Annotated in this window: 23 protein-coding genes and 1 pseudogene; 8 read left to right on the forward strand and 16 right to left on the reverse strand. The window is 72.4% G+C overall.

All coding sequences use genetic code 11. The features are described from left to right. Nucleotide 1: 1 nt before the first annotated feature. The 9 genes from ABZ806_RS15680 to ABZ806_RS15720 form a co-directional block, all read right to left on the reverse strand. Complete coding sequence (locus tag ABZ806_RS15680) at nucleotides 2-757, reverse strand: ABC transporter ATP-binding protein (RefSeq protein ID WP_500217973.1); 756 nt, start codon at nucleotides 755-757, stop codon at nucleotides 2-4. Next, entirely contained in the window at nucleotides 754-2580 is a 1827-nt protein-coding gene (locus ABZ806_RS15685) for a branched-chain amino acid ABC transporter ATP-binding protein/permease (protein ID WP_500217974.1), read from the reverse strand. Before ABZ806_RS15685 ends, ABZ806_RS15680 begins: the two co-directional genes overlap by 4 nt. Beyond that, entirely contained in the window at nucleotides 2573-3448 is an 876-nt protein-coding gene (locus ABZ806_RS15690) for a branched-chain amino acid ABC transporter permease (RefSeq protein WP_500217975.1), read from the reverse strand. Before ABZ806_RS15690 ends, ABZ806_RS15685 begins: the two co-directional genes overlap by 8 nt. A 7-nt stretch (nucleotides 3449-3455) precedes the next feature. Then, a complete protein-coding gene (locus tag ABZ806_RS15695) occupies nucleotides 3456-4694 on the reverse strand; it encodes an ABC transporter substrate-binding protein (RefSeq protein ID WP_500217976.1) in 1239 nt (412 codons plus the stop codon). 94 nt (nucleotides 4695-4788) lie between these two features. Next, nucleotides 4789-5931 (reverse strand): CaiB/BaiF CoA transferase family protein, encoded by a 1143-nt coding sequence (locus tag ABZ806_RS15700; protein WP_500217977.1) that lies wholly within the window; start codon nucleotides 5929-5931, stop codon nucleotides 4789-4791. Then, entirely contained in the window at nucleotides 5928-6758 is an 831-nt protein-coding gene (locus ABZ806_RS15705; protein WP_500217978.1) for an SDR family NAD(P)-dependent oxidoreductase, read from the reverse strand. Before ABZ806_RS15705 ends, ABZ806_RS15700 begins: the two co-directional genes overlap by 4 nt. Before the next feature lie 34 nt (nucleotides 6759-6792). Then, on the reverse strand, nucleotides 6793-8367 hold the full coding sequence (locus tag ABZ806_RS15710) for a nitrilase-related carbon-nitrogen hydrolase (protein ID WP_500217979.1): 1575 nt from the start codon (nucleotides 8365-8367) through the stop codon (nucleotides 6793-6795). Between the two features lie 12 nt (nucleotides 8368-8379). Then, nucleotides 8380-9582, reverse strand: a complete 1203-nt coding sequence (locus ABZ806_RS15715; protein ID WP_500217980.1) for a lipid-transfer protein — start codon at nucleotides 9580-9582, stop codon at nucleotides 8380-8382. 25 nt (nucleotides 9583-9607) lie between these two features. Continuing rightward, nucleotides 9608-10447: a MaoC/PaaZ C-terminal domain-containing protein gene (locus tag ABZ806_RS15720; protein WP_500217981.1), complete on the reverse strand. Its 840-nt coding sequence runs from the start codon at nucleotides 10445-10447 to the stop codon at nucleotides 9608-9610. 156 nt (nucleotides 10448-10603) lie between these two features. On the opposite strand from ABZ806_RS15720, the gene ABZ806_RS15725 reads away from it, so the two are divergent. Beyond that, the gene (locus ABZ806_RS15725) at nucleotides 10604-11596 is read left to right on the forward strand and encodes an AraC family transcriptional regulator (RefSeq protein WP_500217982.1); all 993 of its coding nucleotides are present in this window, start codon (nucleotides 10604-10606) and stop codon (nucleotides 11594-11596) included. Here ABZ806_RS15725 and ABZ806_RS15730 read toward each other — a convergent pair. From ABZ806_RS15730 to ABZ806_RS15740, 3 genes are all read right to left on the reverse strand, one after another. Continuing rightward, entirely contained in the window at nucleotides 11584-13377 is a 1794-nt protein-coding gene (locus tag ABZ806_RS15730; RefSeq protein WP_500217983.1) for an AMP-dependent synthetase/ligase, read from the reverse strand. The genes ABZ806_RS15725 and ABZ806_RS15730 overlap by 13 nt on opposite strands. Nucleotides 13378-13577: 200 nt before the next feature. Next, nucleotides 13578-14834, reverse strand: coding sequence for a serine/threonine-protein kinase (locus ABZ806_RS15735; protein WP_500217984.1), 1257 nt, complete (start codon nucleotides 14832-14834; stop codon nucleotides 13578-13580). Between the two features lie 110 nt (nucleotides 14835-14944). After that, complete coding sequence (locus ABZ806_RS15740; protein WP_500217985.1) at nucleotides 14945-15655, reverse strand: hypothetical protein; 711 nt, start codon at nucleotides 15653-15655, stop codon at nucleotides 14945-14947. A 919-nt stretch (nucleotides 15656-16574) separates the two neighbouring features. Between ABZ806_RS15740 and ABZ806_RS15745 the strand changes: the two genes are divergently transcribed. Then, entirely contained in the window at nucleotides 16575-16748 is a 174-nt protein-coding gene (locus tag ABZ806_RS15745; RefSeq protein ID WP_500217986.1) for a hypothetical protein, read from the forward strand. Here ABZ806_RS15745 and ABZ806_RS15750 read toward each other — a convergent pair. Then, the gene (locus ABZ806_RS15750; RefSeq protein ID WP_500217987.1) at nucleotides 16741-18210 is read right to left on the reverse strand and encodes an FAD-dependent monooxygenase; all 1470 of its coding nucleotides are present in this window, start codon (nucleotides 18208-18210) and stop codon (nucleotides 16741-16743) included. The genes ABZ806_RS15745 and ABZ806_RS15750 overlap by 8 nt on opposite strands. An 87-nt stretch (nucleotides 18211-18297) precedes the next feature. Between ABZ806_RS15750 and ABZ806_RS15755 the strand changes: the two genes are divergently transcribed. Further along, nucleotides 18298-18891, forward strand: coding sequence for a TetR/AcrR family transcriptional regulator C-terminal domain-containing protein (locus tag ABZ806_RS15755; protein WP_500217988.1), 594 nt, complete (start codon nucleotides 18298-18300; stop codon nucleotides 18889-18891). 27 nt (nucleotides 18892-18918) lie between these two features. Here the strand turns inward: ABZ806_RS15755 and ABZ806_RS15760 are convergent, their stop codons facing one another. After that, a complete protein-coding gene (locus ABZ806_RS15760) occupies nucleotides 18919-19536 on the reverse strand; it encodes a helix-turn-helix domain-containing protein (protein WP_500217989.1) in 618 nt (205 codons plus the stop codon). A 110-nt stretch (nucleotides 19537-19646) separates the two neighbouring features. On the opposite strand from ABZ806_RS15760, the gene ABZ806_RS15765 reads away from it, so the two are divergent. From ABZ806_RS15765 to ABZ806_RS15780, 4 genes and pseudogenes are all read left to right on the forward strand, one after another. After that, nucleotides 19647-20438 carry a class II aldolase/adducin family protein gene (locus ABZ806_RS15765; RefSeq protein ID WP_500217990.1) on the forward strand — a complete coding sequence of 264 codons (792 nt, stop codon included), beginning with the start codon at nucleotides 19647-19649 and terminating at the stop codon, nucleotides 20436-20438. Then, nucleotides 20425-21138 (forward strand): alpha/beta fold hydrolase, encoded by a 714-nt coding sequence (locus ABZ806_RS15770; protein ID WP_500217991.1) that lies wholly within the window; start codon nucleotides 20425-20427, stop codon nucleotides 21136-21138. The genes ABZ806_RS15765 and ABZ806_RS15770 overlap by 14 nt, the downstream gene beginning before the upstream one ends. 14 nt (nucleotides 21139-21152) lie before the next feature. Continuing rightward, the gene (locus ABZ806_RS15775; protein WP_500217992.1) at nucleotides 21153-21566 is read left to right on the forward strand and encodes a RidA family protein; all 414 of its coding nucleotides are present in this window, start codon (nucleotides 21153-21155) and stop codon (nucleotides 21564-21566) included. 120 nt (nucleotides 21567-21686) lie between these two features. Continuing rightward, nucleotides 21687-21866, forward strand: a pseudogene (locus tag ABZ806_RS15780) (substrate-binding domain-containing protein); the annotation flags it as partial. Here the strand turns inward: ABZ806_RS15780 and ABZ806_RS15785 are convergent. Further along, nucleotides 21791-22678, reverse strand: a complete 888-nt coding sequence (locus ABZ806_RS15785; RefSeq protein ID WP_500217993.1) for an alpha/beta fold hydrolase — start codon at nucleotides 22676-22678, stop codon at nucleotides 21791-21793. The pseudogene ABZ806_RS15780 and the gene ABZ806_RS15785 overlap by 76 nt on opposite strands. Before the next feature lie 83 nt (nucleotides 22679-22761). On the opposite strand from ABZ806_RS15785, the gene ABZ806_RS15790 reads away from it, so the two are divergent. Then, nucleotides 22762-23241, forward strand: a complete 480-nt coding sequence (locus ABZ806_RS15790; RefSeq protein WP_500217994.1) for a MarR family winged helix-turn-helix transcriptional regulator — start codon at nucleotides 22762-22764, stop codon at nucleotides 23239-23241. Nucleotides 23242-23278: 37 nt separating this feature from the next. On the opposite strand, the gene ABZ806_RS15795 is transcribed toward ABZ806_RS15790, so the two are convergent. Beyond that, nucleotides 23279-24295, reverse strand: a complete 1017-nt coding sequence (locus ABZ806_RS15795) for a TIGR03617 family F420-dependent LLM class oxidoreductase (RefSeq protein WP_500217995.1) — start codon at nucleotides 24293-24295, stop codon at nucleotides 23279-23281. Between the last annotated feature and the right edge of the window lie 157 nt (nucleotides 24296-24452).

Here is a 24452-nt window from a genome sequence, read left to right on the forward strand (position 1 = left end):
GTCACTCCTCGTTCCGCTGTCCGCCGGCCGCCGCGCCCAGGTAGGCGACCCGCAGCGCCGGGTCCGCCGCCAGCTCGGCGGCGTCCCCGAACGCCTCCACCGCACCATGCCGCATGACGAGCCCCCGGTCGGCGAGCGCCAGCGCCTCGCCGACGCGCTGCTCGACGAGGACCACCGTCAGGCCCTGCTCGCGGAGCCGGTCCACCACCGCGAACACCCGCTTGATGATCACGGGCGCGAGGCCGATGGACGGCTCGTCCAGCAGCAGTGCCCGGGGTTCGCGCATCAGCGCCTGGCCGATGGCGAGCATCTGCTGCTCCCCGCCGCTGAGCACCTCCGCGTAGGCGTCCATCCGCTCGCCCAGGACCGGGAACAGGTCGACGACCCGTTCCGTCCGCTCCCGCTCGACCCTGCGCCGGTTCGGGACGTTCCAGAGACCGAGGCGCAGGTGCTCGGCGACCGTGAGCCCGGTGAACAGGCGCCTGCCCTCGGGGATGTGGACGAGGCCGTGCGCCACGATCCGCTCCGGACTCCACCCGGTGATGTCGGTACCGCCGAGGCGCACCGATCCGGACGTGGGGCGCAGCAGCCCCGAGATCGTGCTGAGCAGGGTGGTCTTCCCGGCGCCGTTGCCGCCGACCACCGCGAAGACCTCGCCCGTCCGGACCGCGAGGTCCACCGAGCGGACCACCGGCACCGCCCCGTACCCGGAGCTCAGCCCGGACACGGTGATAAGTTCCTCGCCCTGCGCCGTCATGCCGGTGCCCCCAAGTACAGTTCGACGACCCGCGCGTCGCCGAGGGCGTCCTGCGGCGCCCCCGACGTCACCAGTTCGCCCCGGTCCAGGACCGTCACCACGTCGGCGACGTTCGCGACGAGTTCGATGTGGTGCTCCACCAGGACGACGGTGGTGCCGGCGTCGCGGATCGCGCGGATCAGGCGTCCCAGCGCCTCCAGCTCGCGCGGGGTGAGCCCGGCGGCCGGCTCGTCCATCAGCAGCAGCCGCGGGCGCGCCATCAGGGCCCGCGCCACCTCCAGCAACCGCTGCTCGCCGTGCGGCAGCGCGGCGGCCTCCTCGTCCGCCCGCCCGGCCAGGCCGTGCGCGGCCAGCAGGCGGTCGGCCTCCACCGCCAGCGCGGCCCGTTCGCGCCGGGCCCGGGGCAGCCGCAGGACGGTCGCCGGCCCGCCCGCCCGTTCGCGCGCGTAGGCGCCGAGCAGGACGTTGTCGCGCAGGCTCGACGCTCCGAGCAGCCGCGGCGTCTGGAAGACGCGCGCGACACCGCGCCGGGCGAGCCGCTCGGCGGTGGCCCGGCTGACGTCCTCGGCGCCGAACAGGATCCGGCCCTCGTCCTGCCGCAGCAGGCGGCTGATCACGTTGAGCAGGGTCGTCTTCCCCGACCCGTTCGGTCCGACGATCGCGTGCACCCTGCCGGGCTCGATGGTGAGGTCGACGCCGCGCAGAGCGTGCACGCCGCCGAAGGACTTGCGGACGCCGGACAGTTCGACGCCGATCGGTTCGCCGCGCGGCGGCCCCACCTCCGCGGTCCCCGCCACGCCGGCGGCGTCCGCGGCGGCGTCCGCCACGGGATCGGCGGTGGAAGCGGCGGCGGGCACCCGGCCCTTCCGGTAACGCGCCCGCAGCTTGTCCCACGCCCCCGCGATGCCCTGCGGCGCGTACACCATCAGCGCGAGCAGCGCCGCGCCGTAGATGAGGCCGCGCCACTCCGCCAGGCCCGTCAGCAGTTCCGGCAGCGCGAAGAACAGCAGCGTGCCGATGATCGGGCCCGCCAGGCGCGCCGCGCCGCCGATGATGACCACCAGCAGGAAGAGGATCGAGAAGTCGAGCGTGAAGTCGTCGGGCGTCACCAGCCCGTGGTGGACGGCCAGCAGCGCCCCGCCCATCCCGGCGGTGGCGCCGCCGCACGCGAACGCGAACAGCTTCGTCCGTGCGGGGCCGACGCCGACGCTCTGCGCCATCTCCGGCGCGTCCCGGACGGCCATCATGCCCCGGCCCAAGCGGGAGTCGACGATGTTGCGGACCATGACGAACAGTACGACGTTCACGGCGATGACCAGCCAGAGGACGTCCCGCTCCCCCAGCTCCCACGACCCGAGTGCGGGCCGCGGGATGCCGACCAGGCCGGACCAGCCCCCGGTCAGCCCCTCGAACTCGACGAGCAGGCTGCGCACCGCCATCGCCGCGCCGAGCGTCACCAGCGCGATGTACCAGGACGACAGCCGGAACGCGGGAAGTGCCATCAGCGTCCCGGCGGCCGTGGTGACCAGCACCGCCGCGGGGGCGGCCGCCCAGAACGTCCAGCCGTGGCCGGCCATGAGGGCACCGGTCGTGTACGCGCCCACGGCGACCAGCGCGCCCTGGCCGAGCGAGACCTGGCCGGTGTAGCCGAACATGATGTTCAGGCCCGTGCCCACCACCACGTAGATCGCGGCCGTGGTGGCGAGGTAGGTGATCGTGGGATCGCCGCTCACCAGCGGCAGCACGGCCGCCGCCGCCAGGAGGACGAGCCAGGGGACGGCACGCCGCACGGCGCCCGGCCGTGTCCGGATGACCTCAGACATGGCGCTGCACCGCCAGACCGCGCAGGCCGTTGGGCCGGACCAGCAGGATGAGCAGCATCGCCGCGAACAGCACGACCGACTGCGAGCCGGGCGAGGCGTAGGCGGCGCCCGCGGCCTCGACGGTGCCGAGCACCCACCCGGCCACCAGCACACCGCGGTTGTCGCCGATCCCGCCGACCGCCAGGGCGGCGAACCCCTTGATCAGCAGGCCGAGGCCCATCGTCACCGAGGCCAGCAGCAGTGGTGCCGCCAGCACTCCGGTGAGTCCCGCCAGGGCACCGCCGAGCAGGAACGAACGCCGGGTCAGCGACCTCGGGTCGATGCCGCGCAGCCGGGCGCCGTCGCGGTCGGCGGCCACCGCGCGCAGCGCCGTGCCGAGCCGGGAGCGGTCGAGCAGGCCGAGCAGCAGCACCACGGCGACGGCGGCCGCCACCACCGCGACCTGGTAGCTGGAGAACCGGAACCCCGCCACGTGGTTGACGTCCATGGACAGCGGCCACGGCGGCGCGACGGTGCTCGGCTGGTCCGTCCAGAGCCGTCCGGCGGCCTCCGCGATCAGCAGCGAGAACGCCAGCGTGGTGATCACCCAGCCGGCGGCGTGGGACGACCTGCGCAGCACCGGGGTGACGGCCACCCGCTCCTCGGCCAGCGTGACGACCGCGACGACGGCCATCACGCAGAGCACGGCGATCCCCCAGGGCAGCCCGCCGATCGGCGTGGCGGCCATCAGCATCGCGCCGATCATGATGAGCTCGCCCTGCGCGAAGTTCACCACGTTCGTCGGCCGGTGCAGCACGTTGAAGCCCATCGCGACGAGGCCGTACAGGCTGCCGAAGACCAGCCCCGCGACCAGGATGTCGGCGATCATCGAGCGGTCACATCCCGTCCGCGCGGCGCCGCAGGACCCCGCCGAGGCTCTCCGGGTCCTTCGCCGACATCAGGGTGCCGATGGTGATGTCCTCGTCGGCGATGCCGGAGTGCCGCTTCGCGGTGAACGAGACCTTCGCCCGGATGCCCGGGTAGCCGCTCAGCTTGTCGAGGGCGGCCTTGAGCTTCGCCGGGTCGGTGCTCTTGGTGTCCTCGACGACCTTGGCCATCAGCATCATGTAGTCGTAGTAGGGGCTCGTCACCGCCGAGTACCCGAGGCCGGCGGTGTCCGGGTGCCCGTTGATGCGCTCCACCAGTTCGCGCACCTCCGCGGACGGCTTCTCCTGACCGGTGTAGGTGAGCCCGCGGTAGGTGGTGCCGAAGAACCCGTCGAGCAGCGGGCGCGGGAACTCCCCGAGCGCGTCGATGTAGTTGAGGTCGTGCGACACGATCACCGGCTGGAAGCCGCTCGCCGCCATCGCCCGCAGGATGAGGACCGTCGCCTGCGGCTGGCCGGTGAACAGCCCCAGCCCGTCCACGCCGGCGCGTTCCAGGTTGCGGACGAACGGCGTCATGTCGGACGCGTCCACCTCGAACACCTCGACGGCCACCGGCTTGGTGGAGTAGTCGTCGCGGAGCGTCGCCACGACGGCGTCCCTGATCGAGGTGCCGAACTCCGAGTTCTCCGCGATGATGCCGATCTTGCGCAGCCCCCGGACCTCGTGCAGGAAGCGCGCGGCGACCCTGGCCTGCTGGGTGGTGTTGTAGACCAGCTGGTAGTGGTGCGGGAAGCGGTCGCCGTCACCGAGCAGCTCCGCGCCGCCCCACGCCGACTGGATCAGCTTCGCGCGGGCGAGCGCCGACACCGACGCCAGCACCTGCGAGCTCCCGGTGGGGCCGACCACGAAGGTGGGCTCGTCCCGGATCAGCCGCTGCGCCACGGCGGGCTGGCTGGCCGGGCTCCCCTTGTCGTCGTGCTCGCTGACCTGGACGGCCTCCCCGAGCAGCCCGCCGGCCGCCTTGATGTCCTCCAGGGCGAGCCGCGCGCCGACGTAGATGGGCTTGTAGGCGGCGGCGAGCCGGCCGGTCTTCGGCTCCACCCACCCAATTCGGGCGGCCTTCGTCCCGCCACCGCCCGAGCCGCCGCACGCCGCCGTTCCCAGGCCGAGCACGCCGAGCGCGGTGGCGGACGCGGCGCCCGCCAGGAACCCGCGCCGGGACATCCCGTCCGTCCGGTAAGTGACCAAGGCCGCCTCCTCGATTTGGTGTATGAACGTTTGTATACTTCACCTTGGTACACGTCAAGGGACGTCCAACACTTCCCCAGGGGCGGGGTGCGGTTTACCGGCGGCGGCGCGCTCGCCCGGCCGGCGCCTGCGGGCTCTGCGGTGTGGGGGCGACCTCTGGGTTGTGCTGTCCTATCGCCGGTGCCGGGGCGGGGGCTGTGCGGGGGTGTCGGGAGAAGCGCGGTGCCGGCATGGACTGCAGGACGCCGTCGACCTCGACCAGGGAGCGGCGGTCCGCGAGGTGCGGATGCCCGGCGGCCTCGCGCAGCGACAGCACCGGTGCCACGCACGCGTCGCTGCCCGCGAAGACCTCCGTCCACTCGTGCCGTGTACGGGTGGCGAAGGCCGCGGCGAACGTCGCGCGCATGCCGTCCCAGCGGGCGCGGTCCGACTGGTCGGCGGGGTCGACATCCACGCCGAGCAGGTGGACGAAGGTCGCGAAGAACTGCGGCTCCAGGGCGCCGACGGCCATGTGCTCCCCGTCCAGCGTCCGGTACGCGGCGTAGAAGGGCGCGCCGCCGTCGAGCAGGTTGGTCCCGCGCTCGTCGCTCCACCTGCCGTCGGCCAGCAGGCTGTGCACGATCCCGAGCAGGTGGACGGTCCCGTCGACGATGGCCGCGTCCACCACCTGGCCGCGGCCGGTGGAGCGCGCTTCGTGCAGGGCCGCCAGCACGCCCATCACCAGGTAGGCGGCGCCGCCGCCGAGGTCGCCGACGAGGTTGAGGGGGACGGCGGGGGCGCCGGACGCGCCGATCGCGTGCAGTGCGCCGGTCGGGGCGATGTAGGTGATGTCGTGGCCGGCGGTCGCCGCGTCGGGGCCGATCTGGCCCCAGCCGGTCATCCGGCCGTAGACGAGGCGGGGGTTGCGGGCCTGGACGGGCTCCGGTCCGAGGCCGAGGCGCTCGGCAACCCCGGGTCGAAAGCCCTCCAGCAGCACGTCGGCCGTGTCGCAGAGGTCCAGCAAGGCCGCGACGGCCTCCGGGCGCTTCAGATCGAGCACGATCGACCGCTTGCCCCGGCCGAGGAGGTCGGCGGCCGGATCGAGCACGTCCATGACGCCCCGGACGGGACGGTCGACGCGGAGCACGTCGGCGCCCATCTCGGCCAGGATCATCCCGGCGAACGGGCACGGCCCGATGCCGGCCAGTTCGACCACCCGGACCCCGGCCAGCGGGCCGCTCGGCCCGTCCCCCGTCACAGGCTCAGCCCGCCGCCGCAGACGAGGGTCTGGGCGCTGACGTAGTCCGACTCGGGCATGCAGAGCAGGTACACCGCGCCGGCGGCCTCCTCGGGCGTGCCGGTGCGGCCGAGGGGGATCATCTGCTCCGCCGTCGCCAGCAGCGAAGGGTTGACTCCGACCTTGATGCTGCGGCCCTCGACCTCGATGGTGCCGCCCCGGCCGGCCGCCGCCTCGGTCAGCCGGGTGCGGATGAAGCCGAACGCCACCGTGTTGACCGTGACGTTGTACCGGCCCCACTCCTTGGCGAGCGTCTTGGTCATCCCGGTGATGCCGGCCTTCGCCGCCGCGTAGTTGACCTGCCCGGCGTTGCCGCCGAGGCCGGCGACCGACGAGACGTTGACGACCTTGCGGCAGGCGACCGGTCCGCCGGCCTTGCGCTCCCGGCGCACCGCCTCCGCGATGACCGGCTGCGCCGCGCGCAGGATGCGGAAGGGCGCGGTCAGGTGGACGCCGAGGATGGCTTCCCACTGCTCGTCGGACATCTTCTGGATGACCGAGTCCCACGTGTAGCCGGCGTTGTTGACGATGATGTCGACCCCGCCGAAGGTGTCGACGGCCGTGGCCACGAACCGCTCGGCGAAGGCGGCGTCGGTGACGCTGCCGGGGCAGGCGACCGCGGCGCCGCCGCGCGACTCCACCGCCTTGACCGTGCCCGCGGCCGGTTCGTCGTCCAGGTCGTTGACGACGACGCCGGCCCCGTCGGCGGCGAGCTTGAGCGCGATCTCCCGGCCGATCCCGCGTCCGGCGCCGGTCACCAGCGCGGTGCGTCCGTCCAGCTTTCCCATGGGTCTCCTTGGAAGGTGAGGGGTGTTCGCGGCGTCAGCCGCGCGACCGTGAGCGGCGGACGGCGAATCCGATGGCGGCGAGGGTCGCCGCGGCGCACAGCCAGGCGAAGACGTCGCCGGTCAGGCGGTACAGGGTCGTCGTGCCGCGCGTGGGGACGTCCACGATCCACGGCTCGTTGTCGCCGGGCGTGGTGTCCTGCTGTGCCAGGACGTTGCCCTGGTGGTCGAATGCCTGGGACGAGCCGTTGAAGTCCTGCCGCACCAGGGCGTAGCCGTTCTCGATGGCCCGCAGGCTCGCCATCTGGGTGTGGATGCGGCCCATCTCCGGCCAGTCGCCACCGGGGACGAGCATGATGTCGGCGTCGACGTGCATCATGGCGGGGAAGTCCGCGTCGTAGCAGATGACGTTGGAGATGCGGCCGTACGGCGTCTCCACCACGGGCGCCGGGCCCTGGCCCGGCTTGTAGCTTTCCAGCCCGGGGATGGGGTGGCGCTTCTGGTACGTCCACAGCACCTTGCCGTCCGGTCCGAGGAGCACCGTCTGGTCCCGGCCGTAGGGGGCGTCGGGCAGGTAGACGTTCGCGGCGACATTGAGGTAGACGCCCTCCTGCCGGGCGAGCTCGCCGGCCTTGGCGAGGAACGCCGGCTCGTCGGCGGACCGCAGCCGCTGCGCGTTCTCCGACCAGAGGACGATCTTCGCGCCCGACCGGGCCGCCTTCCGCGTGTCGGCGAACAGCTGCGCGGAGATCGCGTCGGCGGCGGCGCGCACCTTCGCCGGATCCACGCGGGATACGGCCTCGTGGTCGCCGATGTCCGTGCCGAGCAGCCGCTCGGCCTCCGCGAGCGTCGCCTCGGTCGGGTTGATGCCCGCCACGCGGACGGTCGGCGCCGTCGCGGCGGGAGCGAACGCGAGCCGCGCCTGTCCGCCCACGATCACCAGGCCGAGCAGGGCGGCCACCGCGAAGGCTGGCCTCGCGCCGCGCCACGAGGCGCCGCGCTCCCACAGGTGGTTGGCGGCGGTCGCGACGAGGCCGATGAGGAACGTGACCGCGTACGGCCCGGCGGCCGACAGCACCTGGAGCAGCGCCAGGTTCGCGTGCTGGGTGACCGCGAGCAGCCCGTAGGCCGTACCGAACGGGTTGTAGGTGCCGAGCAGCAGCGCGGTGGCGGTCAGCGCGGCCGGGAACGTGAGCAGCCGTCCGAGCGGGCCCAGCCGCGGCGAGACGAAGCGGTCCACCGCGAAGGGCACGAGGCAGCCGGACGCGAGGCTCAGCACGCCGATGACCGTCAGGAAGGTCAGCGGCACCGCGAGCTGCACCACCCAGAACAGCCCGCCGGCGACGCCCACCAGCCAGACCAGCGGCAGGCCCGTCAACGGCCGGCCGGTGCGCAGGAACCTCAGCAGGAAGATCTGGAAGCCCCACGCGGTCAGCGCCAGATCCCAGCGGCCGCCGACGGCGAAGAGCTGCAGGAGCAGGCCGAGGGCCAGCCAGAGGTACCGGCGGCGTTCGGGTGAGAGGCGGTGCCCGGCGTCCCCGTCACCGTGCCGGGACGTGGGCTCCGGATGCTCGCCGGCATCGGTCTCGGGTTTGATCGTGCTGTCGCTCATGAGTCCTCCTGGTCACCGCTCGGCGGGTCGGTAGGCCGTGACGACGGCGGCGCCGCCGAGGCCGATGTTGTGCGCGAGCGCGACACCCGACCGGGACGCGGCCGCGGGGACCTGCCGGTCGCCGGCGGTACCGCGCAGCTGCCAGGTCAGCTCCGCGCACTGCGCGAGTCCCGTCGCGCCCAGCGGATGGCCCTTGGAGATCAGGCCGCCGGACGGGTTGACCACCCAGGTGCCGCCGTAGGTCGTCTCCCCGGCGTCGACGAGCGCGCCGCCCTCGCCGGGTGCGCACAGCCCGAGGGCCTCGTAGCTGAGCAGCTCGTTGGTGGAGAAGCAGTCGTGCAGCTCGATGACGTCCAGGTCGTCCGGGCCGACCCCCGCCTGCTCGTACACCTGCCTGGCCGCCGCGCGGCTCATGTGCGCCCCGACGATCGCGGCGGCGGTGCCGTCGAAGGTGCTGTCCAGGTCGGTCACGACGGACTGCCCCACGATCTCGACCGCCTGACCGGCGAGACCGTGGCGGTCGACGAACTCCTCGCCGGCCAGGACCGCCGCCGCCGAGCCGTCCGAGGTCGGGGAGCACTGCAGCTTGGTGAGCGGCTCCACGATGGTCGGCGCGCCGAGGATCTCGTCGAGGGGGAACTCCCGCTGAAACTGGGCGTAGGGGTTGTTCACCGAGTGTTTGTGGTTCTTGTGGGCGATCCGCGCGAACTGCTCGGCGGTCGTGCCGTACCGCTCCATGTGCTCCCGGCCGGCCGCGGCGAACATCCACGGCGCCATCGGCGCGCCCGGCCCGCGCAGTTCGGTGAGGGCGCCGATGTGCCGCTCCAGCGGGCCGGCCCGGTCGGACCACACCTCCGACAGCGACCCCGGCGACATCTTCTCGAACCCGACCGCGAGCACGCAGCCGGCGAACCCGCCGGCGACGGCGCGGGCCGCCAGCCACAGCGCCGACGATCCGGTGGCGCAGTTGTTGTTCACGTTGACGACGGGCACGCCGGTCATGCCCAGCTCGTAGACGGCCCGCTGGCCGCTGGTGGAGTCGCCGTAGACGTATCCGGCGTACACCTCCCCGACGTCGGCGAACGCGACGCCGGCGTCCGCCAGCGCCGCCGACCCGGACTCGGCGACCATCGCCGGGTAGTCCCAGCCCTCGCGGCGACCCGGCTTCTCGAACTTCGTCATGCCGACTCCGATGACGAAGACCCTGCGTGACATGGTGATCTCCTTCTGCGTGCGGCCGTCAGGCGGTGAATTCGGCGAGGCCGTCAGTGATCACCGGGACGCCTCCGTCGCCGGCCGTCTCGAAGGCGTACCGGCCGGGCCCGGACGCCCACACGGTCGTGGTGATCGTCTGGCCGGGGCGCGCGGGAGCGCTGAACCGCACGGCCAGGCGCCGCAGCCGGGCCGGGTCGCCGGGCGCGGCGTGCCCGATCAGCGCGTGGGACGTGAAGGCCATCGTGCAGAGGCCGTGGACGATGATCCCCGGCAGGCCCGCCCGGCGGGCGAAGTCCTCGTCGAGGTGCACGGGCATGGTGTCCCCGGACGCCTCCGCGTAGCGAAAGGTCTGGTCGTCGTCGAACTTCTGCACCACGACGGCGTCGGGCGCCCGGCCGCGCACGTCGTCGGCCGCTCCGTGGTCGGGAGCCGTGCGACCGGCGGCCTCACCGGTGTGCCGCGCGCCGCGGAAGAAGCCGGTGAAGTACTGCTCGTTGACCGGTTCGGCCGCAGCGTCACGCGTCTCCACCAGCGTGGTCACCACGACACCGGAGCTGCGGGCGTGGACGCCGACGACCTGCGCGCGCGTGCTCAGCACGTCTCCGGGCACGACCGGACGCCGGACCAGCAGATCGTGCCGGCCGTGCAGGATCCGGCCGGCCGCCGACTCCGGCGCCGCCGCGAGCGTCCGCCGCGCCATCACCGAGAAGCCCGGGACGACCGCGAACACGGGAGGCGCCAGCGTGCCGGCGCGATGGGCGGCGATGGGGTCGTTGGTGGCCTCGGCGTAGGCGACCGCGCGATCCGCGGTCACCGCGAACTCGACGGGGTCGCTCCAGACCCCGACCTGCTGCGTGCTGAACATACCGGCGAAGCTACGGATCTCCGCCCGCCCGGCCGAGCACCGTGCCTCGCACATTCCATGACCGCCGCGCGCAGGCGGCCCGCGGCCCGCCGGGCGCCGCCGCGCGCAGGCGGCCCGCGGCCCGCCGGGCACTCGGCCGAGCGTTATGGTGCGTTCGTGAGCAGGTCGGCGCTGCTGGCGGGGGACGTCGCCCGGCGGCTGGTGCGCATCGGTGAGCAGCAGGGTCTGGACGCGGCGTCACTGCTGCGGCGCGCGGGTCTGCCCGCGAGCGCCGCGGACCCGTCCGGTGGTGCCGCCGTGACGGTCGCCCAGGTGTCGGAGCTGACCCAGGAGCTGTGGATCCTGACCGGAGACGAGCTCTTCGGGTTGGGACCGCCCGTCCGCCTGGGCGCGTTCCAGCTCATGATGCGCTCGGTGATCCACGTCCCGGACCTGCGGGCGGCGCTGCAACGGCTGGCCGAGGCCGGCGAGGTGCTGGGCACGCCCCGGCTGCGCGTGACGGCCGGGGACGCGCTCGTCGAAGTGGAGATCGACGTCAGCCGGCTGGACGATCCGGACCATCTGGGCGGCGAGCTCCTCGCCACGCTGATCCACCGGGTCCTGGGCTGGCTCATCGGCCGGCGGATCGCCCTGCGCGAGCTGCGCCTGCCCTGGCCGTCCACCGGGTCCGCGGCGGACTACGAGATCGTCTTCGGCCGGCATCCGGTGTTCGACGCCGGCGGGCTGGTGCTGGCCTTCGACCGCGGCCTGCTGACCGCGCCGCTGGTGCGGGACGAGCGGCAGCTCGCCGACTACCTCGCCGACCAGCCGAACGTGTGGTTCGCGACCCGCGACTACGGGTCGTCCACCGCGGACCAGGTGCGCAGGATCCTCGCGCGCGGGTTGAACGGGCACTGGCCGGTGCCGGGCGACATCGCCGCGCGGCTCAACATGAGCACGCAGCACCTGCGCAGGCTCCTGCGGGCCGAGCACACCTCGATCGGCCAGCTCAAGGAGGATCTGCTGCGGGAGGCCGCCGTCGCCAGCCTGGCCCGCGGCGAGGAGTCCGTCGAGGAGCTGGCGAGGCGGCTGGGGTTCTCCGAGGCGAGCGCGTTCCGGCGCGCGTTCCGCCGGTGGACCGGGCAGCCGCCCGGGGCCTATCGCCGGTAGAGGGCCTCGATCTCCGCCGCGTACCGCTCGGCGACCGCCCGCCGCCGCACCTTGTTCGTCGGGGTCAGCTCCGCGCCGCCCGGGGCCCACGGGCCCGGCAGGATCCGGAACGTCTTGATCTGCTCGACCCGCGACAGCGTCGCGTTCGCCCGCGCGACGCCCGCCTCGACCGCCGCGCGCACCTCGGGCAGCCGCGCGAGCACGGCGGTGTCCGCGTCGCCGGCGGCGTCCGCGTCGCCGGGCGCGAGGGCCCGCACGGCGACGGGGTCGAGGACGATCAGCGCGACCACGTAGGGCCGGCGGTCGCCCACCGCGACCACGGATCCGGCGAGCGGACAGGAGACGAGCACGGCGTTCTCGATGTTGGCCGGCGACATGTTCTTGCCCGAGGAGTTGACGATCAGGTCCTTCTTGCGGTCGACGATCGTGACGTACCCGTCGGCGTCGACCGTGGCGACGTCACCGGTGTGCAGCCAGCCGTCCGCGTCGATCGCCTCGGCCGTCCGCTCCTTGTCCCCGCGGTAGCCGCGCATCAGCGTCGGCCCGCGCAGCAGCAGCTCCCCGTCGGCCGCCACCCGCACCTCGACGTCCCGCATCGGCCGGCCGACCGTCCCCGGCCGGATCTCGCCCGGACGGTTGATCGCCCCGCCGGCCGACGACTCCGACATCGCCCACCCCTCGCACAGCTCGACGCCGAGCGACTGGAAGAACCGGACGGCGTCCGCGGCGATCGGGGCGGAACCGGTGATGACCGCGTCCGCCTCGTCCAGGCCGACGCGGGCCCGGAGCCGCCGCAGCACCAGCCGGTCCGCCGCGGCCAGCCGGACCGCCAGGTGGGCCGGGACCGCCCGGCCGGAGGCCCGCCGGTCCGCGGCGGCGCGGGCGACACCCATGGCCCGGGTGGCGAGACGCCGGCGCACGCCGCTCTGCGCGGTGATCGCCTGGGTGAGCGCGGCCTGCACCTTGTACCAGAAGGCCGGAACGCCGAGGAAGACGGTCGGCCGGACGGAGGGCAGCACCTGCGCCACGGTCTTCAGGTCGGCCACCGTGGTGATCGAGGCGCCTGCGGCCATCGCGAGGTAATGGCTGAAGTACCGGTTGGCCACGTGCGCGTCCGGGAGGTAGGAGATCAGCCGCCCGCCCCGCGCACCCGCGCCCAGATAGGGGAGGTCGAGGCCGCTGCGCAGGCACGCGAGGATCGCGCGGTGCTCCACCTCGACGCCCTTCGGCGGCCCCGTCGTCCCCGACGTGTAGATCAGGGTGGCCAGGTCCTCGGGGCCGACCGCGCGCCAGGCGGCCTCGAAGTCGAACCCCTCCGGCCACCGGGCCTCAAGGTCGGCAAGCGTCACCGCGCCTTCGGCCTGGCCGTCGACGCAGACGATGTGCTCCACCGCCCCGCCGGCGGCGCCGACCGTCGTCACCCACTGCCGCTCGGTCACCACGACCCGGTTGCCGGCGTTGCGGAACAGGTGCGCGATCTGCGTTGACGGGCTCGTGTTGTAGACCGAGAACGGCGTGGCGCCGAGATGCAGCACCGCCGTGTCCACGAGATGGAACTCCGGCCTGTTGGTGAGCATGAGCGCCACGGTGTCCCCGCGGCGGACGCCGAGCGAGGCGAGGCCGCCGGCGATCCGCCGCACGCGCTCGGCGTACTCGCGCCAGGTGAGCTCCGCGGCGCCGTCCGAATCGCGCAGGGCGATCTGACCGGCCCGCGCCGCGGCCGTGCGCTGGAAGAGTTCGGCGAGGCTCCGCGCCGACTGCGGTACGTCTCTGGCGTCCATGGGTGACCTGGCTCCTCGTCCCCGGGCTGTCCTGGCTCCCTGCCGGGGCCCGCCTTCGACCCACCCGGACGCCCGCCATCGTCGGCCGACCACCCCCGGCCTGCACAGGACCGCCGCGCGCCCATTGCGGGACCCGCGCGCTCAACTCGCGCCCGAGCCTTGACCCGCCGGAGCCTCCCGGCCGCTCTCCGGGCGCCGGGTCAGTCTCCGCCGCGCAGTTCCGCGAGCACGCCCGGAAGGTCGTCCCGCTTGGTCAGCACGTCCCGCGGCTTGGAGCCCCTGCTCGGCCCGACGATGCCGCGGCTCTCCATCAGGTCCATCAGCTGCCCGGTCTTGGGGTACCCGATGCGGAGCTTGCGCTGCAGCATCGACCTCGACCCGAACTGGCTGGACACGACCAGCTCGACCGCCTGGACGAACAGATTCGTCTGGCCCTTCCAGTGGGCGAGGTTGCGGCGAGTGTTCAGGGTGTCGGGGTGTTCGGGACCCATGACGCGTTCGTAGTCGGGTACCAGGCTTTGCAGGATGCTGACGGCGACGCTGTAGCGACCGGCCATGCCATGCTCCCCGGCTTGGACGGCACGGGCCCGCAGGGCGTTGATGGGGTGGCGTGGATCGGTGCGCTGTCTCCACAGGTCGTCCAGGTATTCGGCGACGGCGGCCGCGTCCGGTGGTCGCTGGTCGGGTTCTTTGGCCAGCAACGTCTGCAGAAAGGCATCCAGCTCCTGCGGGGTGTCGGCTCTGAGGGGGCCGGCCGGTGGTGGTGGTGCCGCAAGGTGCTGGGCGACCACCGCGCGGGCGTCTTCGCCGGTGAAGACAGGGCGGCCGGTCAGCAACTGGAAGATGGTCGCCCCCAGGGCGTACAGGTCGGCGCGATGGTCGATGGGCTGCCCCATCAGCTGCTCGGGCGCCATGTAGGCGATGGTGCCGATCGTGGCGCCGCCGGTCAGGCCACTGGTGGCACCCTGCAGCCGGGCGATCCCGAAATCACAGACTTTCACCGTGCCGTCGGCGGCGAGCATCAGGTTGTGGGGTTTGACGTCGCGGTGGACGATCCCGGCGGCGTGCGCGGCGGCCAGGCCCTCGGCCGCCTGCGCCCCGAACCTGAGGACCTGCTCGACCCGGAGCCCGCCGGGGTGCCGGTCCAGCAGGCCCTTCAGGTCCGGGCCGTGCAGGTATTCCAGCACCAGATAGGGCAGCCCGTCGTGCTCGCCGACGTCGTGGACCGCGGCGATGTTGCGGTGTACCAGCCGCGCGGCCGCACGTCCCTCCCGCTCGAACCGCGATAGTGCCCGCTCCCGGACGGAACCGTGCATCAGATGAGGCTGCAGCACCTTGACCGCCACGGGTCGCTCCAGCCGGAGGTCCTCGCCCCGCCACACCTGGCCCATGCCGCCCTCACCCAGCAGCTCGGAAACCCGGTAGCGACCCGCGACCAACGCACCCTCGACCAGCAACCCTGCACCACCCGCCGTATCGACCGGCACCGAGCCGGAACCCGCCAAGGTCCAATTTCAACCTACGGGCGGCAACCCTCGCCACAACGGCGAACCAGCACACTCTCGGTTCAGGACGACGTGGTGTTGGCCAGTGGGATGCGTTGGACGGCTTCGGCGAGTTCTTCGGCGTCCATCGTGGCGAAGAGCGCGGTCATGTTGAGGGGTTGCGTGGCGCTGGCCCGGTCGAAGCGCGGCTCGGGGACGATGCTGGCCAGCAGCCGACTCGATCCGTTCTCGACCGGAGAGCGTCCGCGGACGGCCACCTTGAGTGAGTCATGTTCGCGGGCGGCGAGTTCGCAGAGGCGCTCGGCGTGCCGCTGGTAGTGGCCGGCCAGTTCCCCTTGGCCCATGCCGATCAGCAGGGTGGCCAGCATGAGCGCCGACTCGGTGTGGTCGTTGCGGGCGCCGATCACGCAGTAGGACACCGCGGCGAGGAGTTCGTTGTCGGTGTGGGCGTCGCGGGCGAAACCGTACACGGCGTCCAGAGCACGCTGGCGGAGCCGATCGCGGTCCAGCACCCGTCCCAGCGCCGCGGCGCCGGCGTGGCGCTGGTCCTTGGCCTGATCGAGGTAGAACGCGCCCTCGGCCGGCGACTGGTTCGCGCACAGCAGTGCGCCCACGCGGAAGGCCGCTTCGACGTGGCCTTCTTCCGCCCGGTCGTACAGTTGCTGCCCCAACAGGCCGAACTCCTGCCGGAAGCGGGCCTGGGATGCGTCCAGCACCGGCTGCGCCGGCTCCGCGGCCGGGTCGGGTACGGGGTCGGGCCGGGCCTGCTGCACGCCGGCCGGTGCGAGCTCGGTCGTCGGGACGCAGTGTCCCGTCAGGATGACGTAGTGCGGCAGGGTCGGCGGGGGCGTCGGAAGTGCGGGAACGCGAGCGGTGGGCGGCGAGCGCGGCCTGGTGCTCCTCGATCCACGACGCCAGGACGCGGTCGGGGTCGGGAGGCTCGGTGCGCTTGGTCCCGGGGGCGCCCCATTCGGTGGGGACGCCGGCCTCGTCCCAGGCGAACCACTCGCAGGCCAGCACGAAGGCCACCAGCCATGCCCGCTTGGGCGGTTTCTTGCGCTTGCAGCCCAGCACCGCGCTCACCGTGGGCTGGGTCAGCGTCATCTTGCCGTAGCGGCGGTCGCCGTAGTGCTTGGCGAGCTGCGCGGAGATCCGCTCGATGTCACCCAGGCTCGGCCCTCCACAGAATTCCCGAAAATTGTTCAGGTTCTCGATCAGGGGCCCGTGGGTCAGGTCATGCTGAAACGGCGCCTTGTCGGCCATGGTCGGTTGCTTTCAGAGCGTCACAACACGTCGGGATGCGCCGGGGGAAGAATCACGACTCGGCGCCAAGTGTCAGCATTCTTCCACCGCGGCCGATCACTCATGGTCAACATGCGCCACACGGGCCTTCCGCTTCCTCTCGTTTCCCTGAACGCCCAGGTCGGAACGAGCGGGCACGGTTTCGCAGAGCGAAAACGGAAGGACCCGAGAGGATCGGAGAGGACGCAAGAGCAGCTGGCGGAGCGCGCCGACCCGGGCGCCAGGTCTACCCGATTACCAGGGGTGGTACGGGCGACTCTTGCCGCGTCCTCTCGCTTCGCTCCGCAACGGCGCTTCCGGGCTCGGGCACTCCTGATGGTGTGGCGAACTGGGGTCTATCCACGTCACGCCCCCGTGCGGACGGCCCCGGGCCCAAAGGAGCGCCTATTCATGCAAGACCCGCTGACTGCCGGAGTTGTGGTGATTCTGGCCCTTTTCGTCCTTGTCGGATTCGTGGTGTGGGTGCTGCGCTCCACACCGCGTCTCCCCGCGGTCATCACGGCGATCGCGGTGCTCCTGGGCGCGGTCCCCGCCGTGATCTCTGCCCTGTTCTGGTTCACGTGACCGACCGCTCCGAGGGACGGGACGCCCCAGGGCGGTCGAGTGCCGTGGCGACCCAGTGCGCGTGGCCGTCGGGGCGGATGAGGGCCGCGCGGACGTCGCGCCATTCCAGCGGTGCATCGTCGCCCAGCGCCCCTTCATGCGTGACCGCTTCCAGCGCACGGGCGGATTCCGCGACTGCCACGGGAATGCCGTCGACTCCCCCGCCCAGGTCGAGCAGTACGGGGCGAGCCTCATGGAGGAGTTCGTAGAGCGTGCGGCCGTCGCGCAACGGAAGGTCGGGGAGGCGGGCACCGGTGAGCGGATGGGCAGCGGGGTCGCTCGGAGGGTAGGCGACGTTCAGCGCGGCCAGGCGGGAGGCGAGGTCCAGCGAGACGTCGGGATGTGCGGCGATGAGTTCGCCGAGTACGGCCCGCAGCGCTCGTCCTTCGGGTGTGAAGGCCGTGACCAGCGCGGTTTGGGCCTTGCTCTTTTCCAGCAGGTCCGCGCCCACCGGGTGGCGTTCGGTCTGGTACTCGTCGAGCAGGCCGTCGGGGGCGCGGCCCCGGGCCACTGCGGCGAGCCGCCAGCCGAGGTTCATCGCGTCCTGGACGCCCACGTTGAGCCCCACCCCGCCGGTGGGGAAGTGCATGTGCGCGGCGTCGCCGGCGACCATGATCCGGCCCGTCCGGTACTCGGCGGCCTGCCGTGAGGCGTTGCCGAACGTGGAGAGCCAGATCGGATCGCGCATGCCGAGGTCGTGGCCGAGAACCCGTGCCACGTTGCCGCGCAGTTCGTCGAGGGTGAGCTCGCCGCCGGAACCGCCGGGCATGACACCGACGATGCGGTGGAGTCCGCCCGCCATGGGGACGACTATCAAGGCACCGTCGGGCGTGTGGGCCGATAGCGCGGGGCTTCGCGGCGGATCGTCCAGGCGGACGTCGCCGAGGAAGCCGTACACCGTGGCATCGGTGCCAGGGAAGGCGATCCCGGCGGCCCGCCGCACCGTGCTGCCCGGCCCGTCGCACCCGACGACGTAGCGTGCGCCGATCGCGTACCGCCGCCCGTCCGGGCCTTCGACGTCGAGTTCGACGCTCTCGTCGTCATGTGCCAGTCCGGTGACGGTGTGCCCCCGCAGGAGGCGGGCGCCGAGTTCGACCGCGTGCCTCTCCAGCAGTTCTTCGGTGCGCGCCTGCGGGAGGAACAGCGTGTACGGATGGCGCGTCGGCAGAGGCCGGAAGTCGAGCCGGTCCTCCAGCATTCCGAAGTGCCCGTCCGGCAGCGTGACGCCCTCGTCCAGGAACTCCTTCTCGATCCCGCGCATGGCCAGTACCTCGATCGTCCGCGGGTGCATGGTCAGCGCCTTGGAATGCGGGCTCCGCTGTTCGGCCTGTTCGAGGACGAGGACGGGCACGCCCCCGCGGCGCAGTTCGGCCGCCAGCCACAGCCCCACCGGTCCCGCGCCGACGACGATCACGTCTTCCATGTCGAGCCCCTCATCTTCTTGGTCAGTGAACAAGATGGTGTCCCAGATATTCTTGGTCGTCAACCAAGAGGGACGGGAAGGGCTTCGGTGGCGAACACCAGACGGCAGCACGAGATCGTGGTCGTGGCGCTCGAACTGCTCGACGAGGGGGGTGTGGACGTGGTCAGCCTCCGCGCGGTCGCCGAACGGATGGGCGTCCGGATGAACACCATCTCGTGGCACGTCAAGACCAAGGCGCGGCTGCTAGAGCTGATGGCCGAGGCGATCGTCGCACGCGTGTCGGCAGAGGAGCTGCCGTCCGGGCCGGCCGATCGGTTCCGCGAGCTGATGCGCCGCTACCGGCGGGCACTGCTGTCCGTTCGCGATGGCGCGAGGGTGGTGGCCGGGACGTACGCCGCCGAGGAGCACACGCTGCGCGTCGCGGAGGCCCTGGTGAGTGCGCTGCTGGACTGTGGAACGGGTGAGCGGGAAGCGGCCTGGACGGCGTGGACGGCGGTGTACTTCGCGCTCGGCCTCACCCAGGAGGAGCAGGCCGCCCCGGCGTCCGTCGGCGAGACCCTGCGCACGGCGGTGGCGCAGGACGCGCATCCCGCGCTGACCCGGGTGCTCGGCCATCTTGCCGACGGGTCGTTCGAGGACCGCTTCGACTTCGGCCTCGCCCTGCTCACCCGCGGGCTGTGAGAACGGCCGCCGCGACCGGTCGGCCGCCTACGCGGGCCCCGGTCCCGCACTGTGCGGAGCGCGCACGGCCGCGGGGGGCGCGGAGACGATGATGACGGTGGCGGGGCCGTCGTTCGACCAGAGCGAGTGGCGGGCGGCCGCGTCGAAGTGCAGCGCGTCCCCGGTCGCGAGCGTGACGTCTTCCCCGCCGACACGTGCGATGACCTGGCCGCGCACCACGTACACCCATTCCTCGCCCGCATGGGTGACGGTGCGCTGGGGGCGGCCACCCGCCAGCTCCAGCCGTACGGCCTCCAGGGCGGAGCGGGGGCCGAGGCCGGTCATCGTCGCGAAGGGTCCATCGGGGCCCTGATGCACGGGTGCGGTGTCGCCCCGCACGACATGGTGCTCCTGCGGTCGCTCGTCACCGACCAGTTCCCCCAGCGATACGCCGTACGCCCGGGCGAGCTGGATCAGCGACCCGATGGACGGCTGGCGCCCGCCCTTCTCTATCCGGGAGAGATGTGCCGCGGAGATCCCGGTCCACTCGGCGAGCGTGGTCAGTGTCAGCCCGCGCTCGCGCCGCAGCTCCCGGAGCCTGGCCGAGACCCGCTTCTCCGGATCGTCATCGTCGTTTCCGAGGCCGCCGTCCGCGTGAGAGGTCACGGTCGAGAGCCTACCGCTCTTGCCTCTCAGGCAAATTATTGTGCCTCCGAGGTTGACACGTCGTGGTGTGGGCCACATCCTGTGCGGACGTCGAAGGGAGTGACGACACGATGACGACCCACGCACCGGGCCCGCCGCCCGAACTCGATCTCGACGAGGCCCCGACGTTCACCTCGGCCTCCGTCGAAGAGCAGCGGCTGCACCGCAAGCGCCAGCTCGCCGCCGCGTTCCGGATCTTCGCCCGGTACGGGTACGACGAGGGGGTCGCCGGGCACATCACGGCCCGCGACCCGGAACTGGCCGACCACTTCTGGGTGAACCCCTACTCGGTGCACTTCTCCAAGATCAAGGTGAGCGATCTGCTGCTCGTCGACGCCCAGGGCCGGATCGTCCACGGCACGAGGCGCACGAACAAGGCCGCGTTCTGGATCCACTCGTCCATTCACGATGCCCGTCCCGACGTCGTGGCCGTCGCTCATGCGCACACCCTCCACGGCCGCGCCTGGGCGGCCCTGGACCGCCTGCTCGATCCGATCGTCCAGGAGTCATGCGCGTTCTGGGGCGACCACGTGCTCTTCGACGAGTACCGGGGGCTGGTCCTGGAACAGGACGAAGGCCGGAGGATCGCCGCCCGGCTCGGGGGGACGCGTGCCGCGATCCTGCGGCATCACGGCCTGCTGACGGTCGGCCGCACCGTGGAGGAGGCCGCCTGGTGGTTCATCAGCATGAACCGCGCCTGCGAAATGCAACTCCTGGCCGAGGCGGCCGGTACACCGCGGATCATGACGGACGACGAGGCCGCGGTGGCGCACCGCCAGTTCGGCAACGCGAACATGGCCCGCAACAACTTCCGGCTCCTGTCGGCGCTGATCTTCGAGGAGGAGCCCGATGTCCTCGGCTGACCCGGGCCGGACGTACGTCCTGGTGCACGGCTCGTGGGCCGGCGGCTGGATCTGGTCCCGGCTGACCCCCTTGCTGGAAGCGGCCGGCCACCGCGTGCACGCACCCACCCTGCCCGGCCTCGCCGAGCGCGGTGACGACCCGCGCGGTGCCGGGATCGGCCTTCACGCGCACATCGACGACCTGCTCGGCTACCTGGAACGCGAGGAATTGGAACGCGTGACGCTGGTCGGCCACAGTTACGGCGGCATGGTGATCACCGGGGCCGCCGGACGCGCCTCCCACCGGGTGTCCGCGCTCGTCTACATCGACGCCTTCGTGCCCGAGCCCGGGCAGTCCTGCTTCGACATCGTGCCCTGGCTGGCCGACGTGTTCGCCGATCTGGCCGCGGGCGGGGAGATCGCCCGACCGCTCGATCCGGCCGCCATCGGCGTGGACGATCCAGGCGACGCCGCATGGCTGCGCGCCGGCTCGACCCCGATGCCGGTGCGGACGCACCGGGAGCCGCTGCCCGGCCCGCCGCCGGCCGCGGATCTGCCCCGCATGTTCGTCCGCTGCCTGCGCTTCGACGCCTTCGCCGAGGCCGCCGCCCGTTTCCACGCCCGCGGCCTCCCGACCGCGGAGCTGGACTCCCACCACTACGTCCAGGCGAGCCGCCCCACCGACCTCGCGGACCTGCTGCTCGCCGGCGTCCCCACCTGAACGGAGAGCACCCCATGACCCCCTCCCTGGCACGGATCGACCCGCCCGCCCTCTGTCCGCCGGTGCAGAACCTGTACGCCCACGTCGTGATCGCTCCGGCCGCCCGTACCGCATACCTCGCCGGCCAGGTCCCGCTCGACGCGTCCGGCGAGCTGGTGGGTCCCGGCGATCACGCTGCGCAGGCCCGGCAGGCGTTCCGCAACGTCAAACTGGCTCTGGAAGGCGTAGGCGCCGCTCCCGTGGACATGGTCCGGCACAACATCTACGTCGTCGACCATCGGCCAGAACTGGTGCCGATCATCTTCGGGGCGGCCAAAGAGGTCTACGGCGACCCATGGCCGCTCGCCGCCAGCACCCTCCTCGGCGTGCAGGCCCTCGGCCTTCCGGGCTGGCTGATCGAGGTGGAGGCGACCGCCCTCTTGCCCTGACGCCCGTGCCGGAGTAAGCGGCGGTGACCGTCACAAGGACGGCCGTGTTCAAGGTGCTCAACGACGGATACGGCGTCAGCCGCGCGTCGCCGCGCGCCATTCGTCGAGGGCACCGGCACGGTCGCCCTGGGCGTCCTGCGCGCGGCACACGAACTCGGCCTGCGCATCCCCGGCGACCTGTCCGTCGCCGGAGCGGACAACATCCGGCGCATGGCTTCAATGGCTCAGGCGGCGTCGATGCCGTCGATGAAGCCGAGGACTGCCCTCGCCAGTTCCTCAGGGGCCTCCATGGCGGCGTAGTGGCCGACGCCGTCGAGCTGGACGGAACTGATCTCCGACGACGCGGCCCGGGACATGGTGCCGGCCGTGAACGGGCCGCCGCCGGCCCCGACCGCCAGCACGGGCACGGTCAGTCCGGGGGACTCGGCGAGGGCCTTGAGCTCGGGTCCCTCCCGCAGCATCGACCGGTAGAGGCCGATCGCGCCGCGCCAGCCGTCCGGGCGCGAGTAGGTCCGGGCGAAGTCGTCGATGTCGGCATCGGTGACCGCGCCGGCGACGGCGGTCATGGAGGGGAACGCGTACTGCCCGAGGAACTCGCGCTCGCGGCCGGCCAGGAGCATCTCGGGAATGCCGGGCGCGGCCAGGACCCCGATGTGCCAGGCCCCGCCGCGGGTGACGTCGGCCCGTACCTCGAGGCCGAAGCCGGCCAATCCCATCTCGATGGCGGTCAGGCTGAGCACGTCCCGCGGGTGGGTGGCGGCCAACCGGAAGACCGTCCCCCCGCTGATGTCCTGCCCGGTCAGGTGGACCGGGCCGAGGCCGAGGTGCGCGATCAGCTCATGCAGGTCCTCGGCCGAGGACCTGCTGTCGTAGTCGGCCGGCGCGGTGTCGGAGTCACCGAAGCCGCGCAGGTCCACGGCGAAGACCCGGTGGCCGGCGGCGAGCAGGGGGATGAGCTTGCGGAAGGCCCTCCAGGTCTCGGGGAACCCGTGGACCAGCAGGACCGGGGACCCGGTGGTCCCGGCGGCGACGTAGTGCAGGGTCGTTCCGTTGACGTGCGCGCGGTGGTGGGTGATCCCGGGGACGGCGGGGCTCGCTGGTGCGGCGGCCATGCCTCTCTCCTTATTTCGACAGTCAGGCTGTCGAAATAATAGACAGCCAGGCTGTCTTTTGTCGAGGACCGTATCCTCCTTGCATGTCTCGCTCTGGCGCCGATCTCGCGCTGCTGCTGCTCGGGGGCTTCCGCACGCTCGTGGATGCCGCGACCGCCGAGCTGGCCGATCGTGGCTATGAGGACGTGCGTCCTGTTCACGACTTCGCCATACGGGCCATCGCCGCCGGAGCCGACAGCGCCTCGGAGCTGGCCCGCCGCCTGTCGATCACCAAGCAGTCGGCCGCGAAGACCATCGCGGTGCTACAGGAGCGCGGATACGTCGCCCGCGACCCGGACCCCCGCGACGCCCGCCGCAAGCGCCTCCGGGTGACCGAACTCGGCTTCGATGTGCTGCGCCAGGGCGAGACGATCTTCGAGGAACTTCGCGATCAGTGGGCGCGGCAGATCGGTGCCGCCGAGCTGGAGGGCATCGAGGATCACCTCACAGCGCTGGTGGGCGCGCAGCCGGTGCGCTTCGACACGCCTGGCTGGATCGCCCGCGACGTCGGCGAGCCGGCCTGAGTCAGGCAACGGGGCCCGCCAGGACGGGGCGGTCCGTTCACCGTGTTCTGTGTAGTTCTGTGGCGAGGGTGGTGATCGTCTCTTCTGGGTGGGTCGAGCCGGGGAAGTAGGCGCAGATGCGGTCGGCCACGTCGCCGAATCGGGTCTTGATCTCGGCGGCGCATTCGGCCGGTGTTCCGACGACCGCCAGGGTCCGCATCATCGTGTCGTCGATCAGGCCGATCATCCCCATGATGTCGCCGGTCTTGGACAGCGCGTTCAGCTCGGGCTGCAGATCCCCCCAGCCCTCGATGTCCAGGACGGGCCTGTACGCCGGAGTCGAACCGTAGAACGCCAGCAGTCCCTTCACGCCGAAGCTCGCGGCCTCGATCTCGGCGGGGGATCCGCCCATCGCGACGATCGCCTGCGGGTACACCTCGATCCGCTCGCGGCCCGACCGCTCCAGGCCCTCGGCCACGGCCGGGAGGGTGCGCTCGCGGAAATGGCGGTGGCTGTGGAACGGCATCACCAGCAGCCCGTCGGCGACCTCCGCCGCGGTCCGGGTCATCACCGGTCCCAGCGCGCCGAGCAGGACCGGCGGCACGCCGTAGGGGTTCGGCCCGGGGACGAACGTCGGCGGCATCAGGGTGTGCTTGGTGAACTCGCCGCGAAAGTCCAGCCGGGTGCCGTCCTGCCAGGAGTTCAGGATCGCCTTCACCGCGAGCACCGTCTCCCGCATCCGGGCGGCCGGCCTGCTCCAGGTCGAGCCGTAGCGGTTCTCGATGTGCGGCCTGATCTGCGAGCCCAGCCCGAGCCGGAACCGGCCCCCGCTCAGCAGCTGCAGGTCGTAGGCCGTGGTGGCGAGGTGCATCGGGCTGCGCGGGATCGCGATCGCGACGTTGGTCATCAGGTCAGTCGGCGGCACCTCCGACGCGCCGGCCGCGACGATCAGCGGCAGGAACACGTCGTGCGGGCCCTCGAAGGTGAACAGGCCGTCCACCCCGGCGGCGATCAGCGCCCGCGCCCGCTGCGCCGCCTCGTCCGGCCGGCCGTCCAGTTGCACATCGAGTCTCATCGAGCGATCTCCGTTCCGCGCGCCGTCCGCGTCCGAAGGAACAAGGAATACAGCCCGGCCCGGCTGAGCGCCACCAGTGCGGCCGCGGCGGGAGGCCGCTACTCGGCCGCAGGGAAAACCTGACAGGAGATGGCAGGTTTTGCGGCGATCATGAGTT

This window comes from Spirillospora sp. NPDC047418 (genome assembly GCF_040643275.1).
Taxonomy (GTDB): domain Bacteria; phylum Actinomycetota; class Actinomycetes; order Streptosporangiales; family Streptosporangiaceae; genus Spirillospora.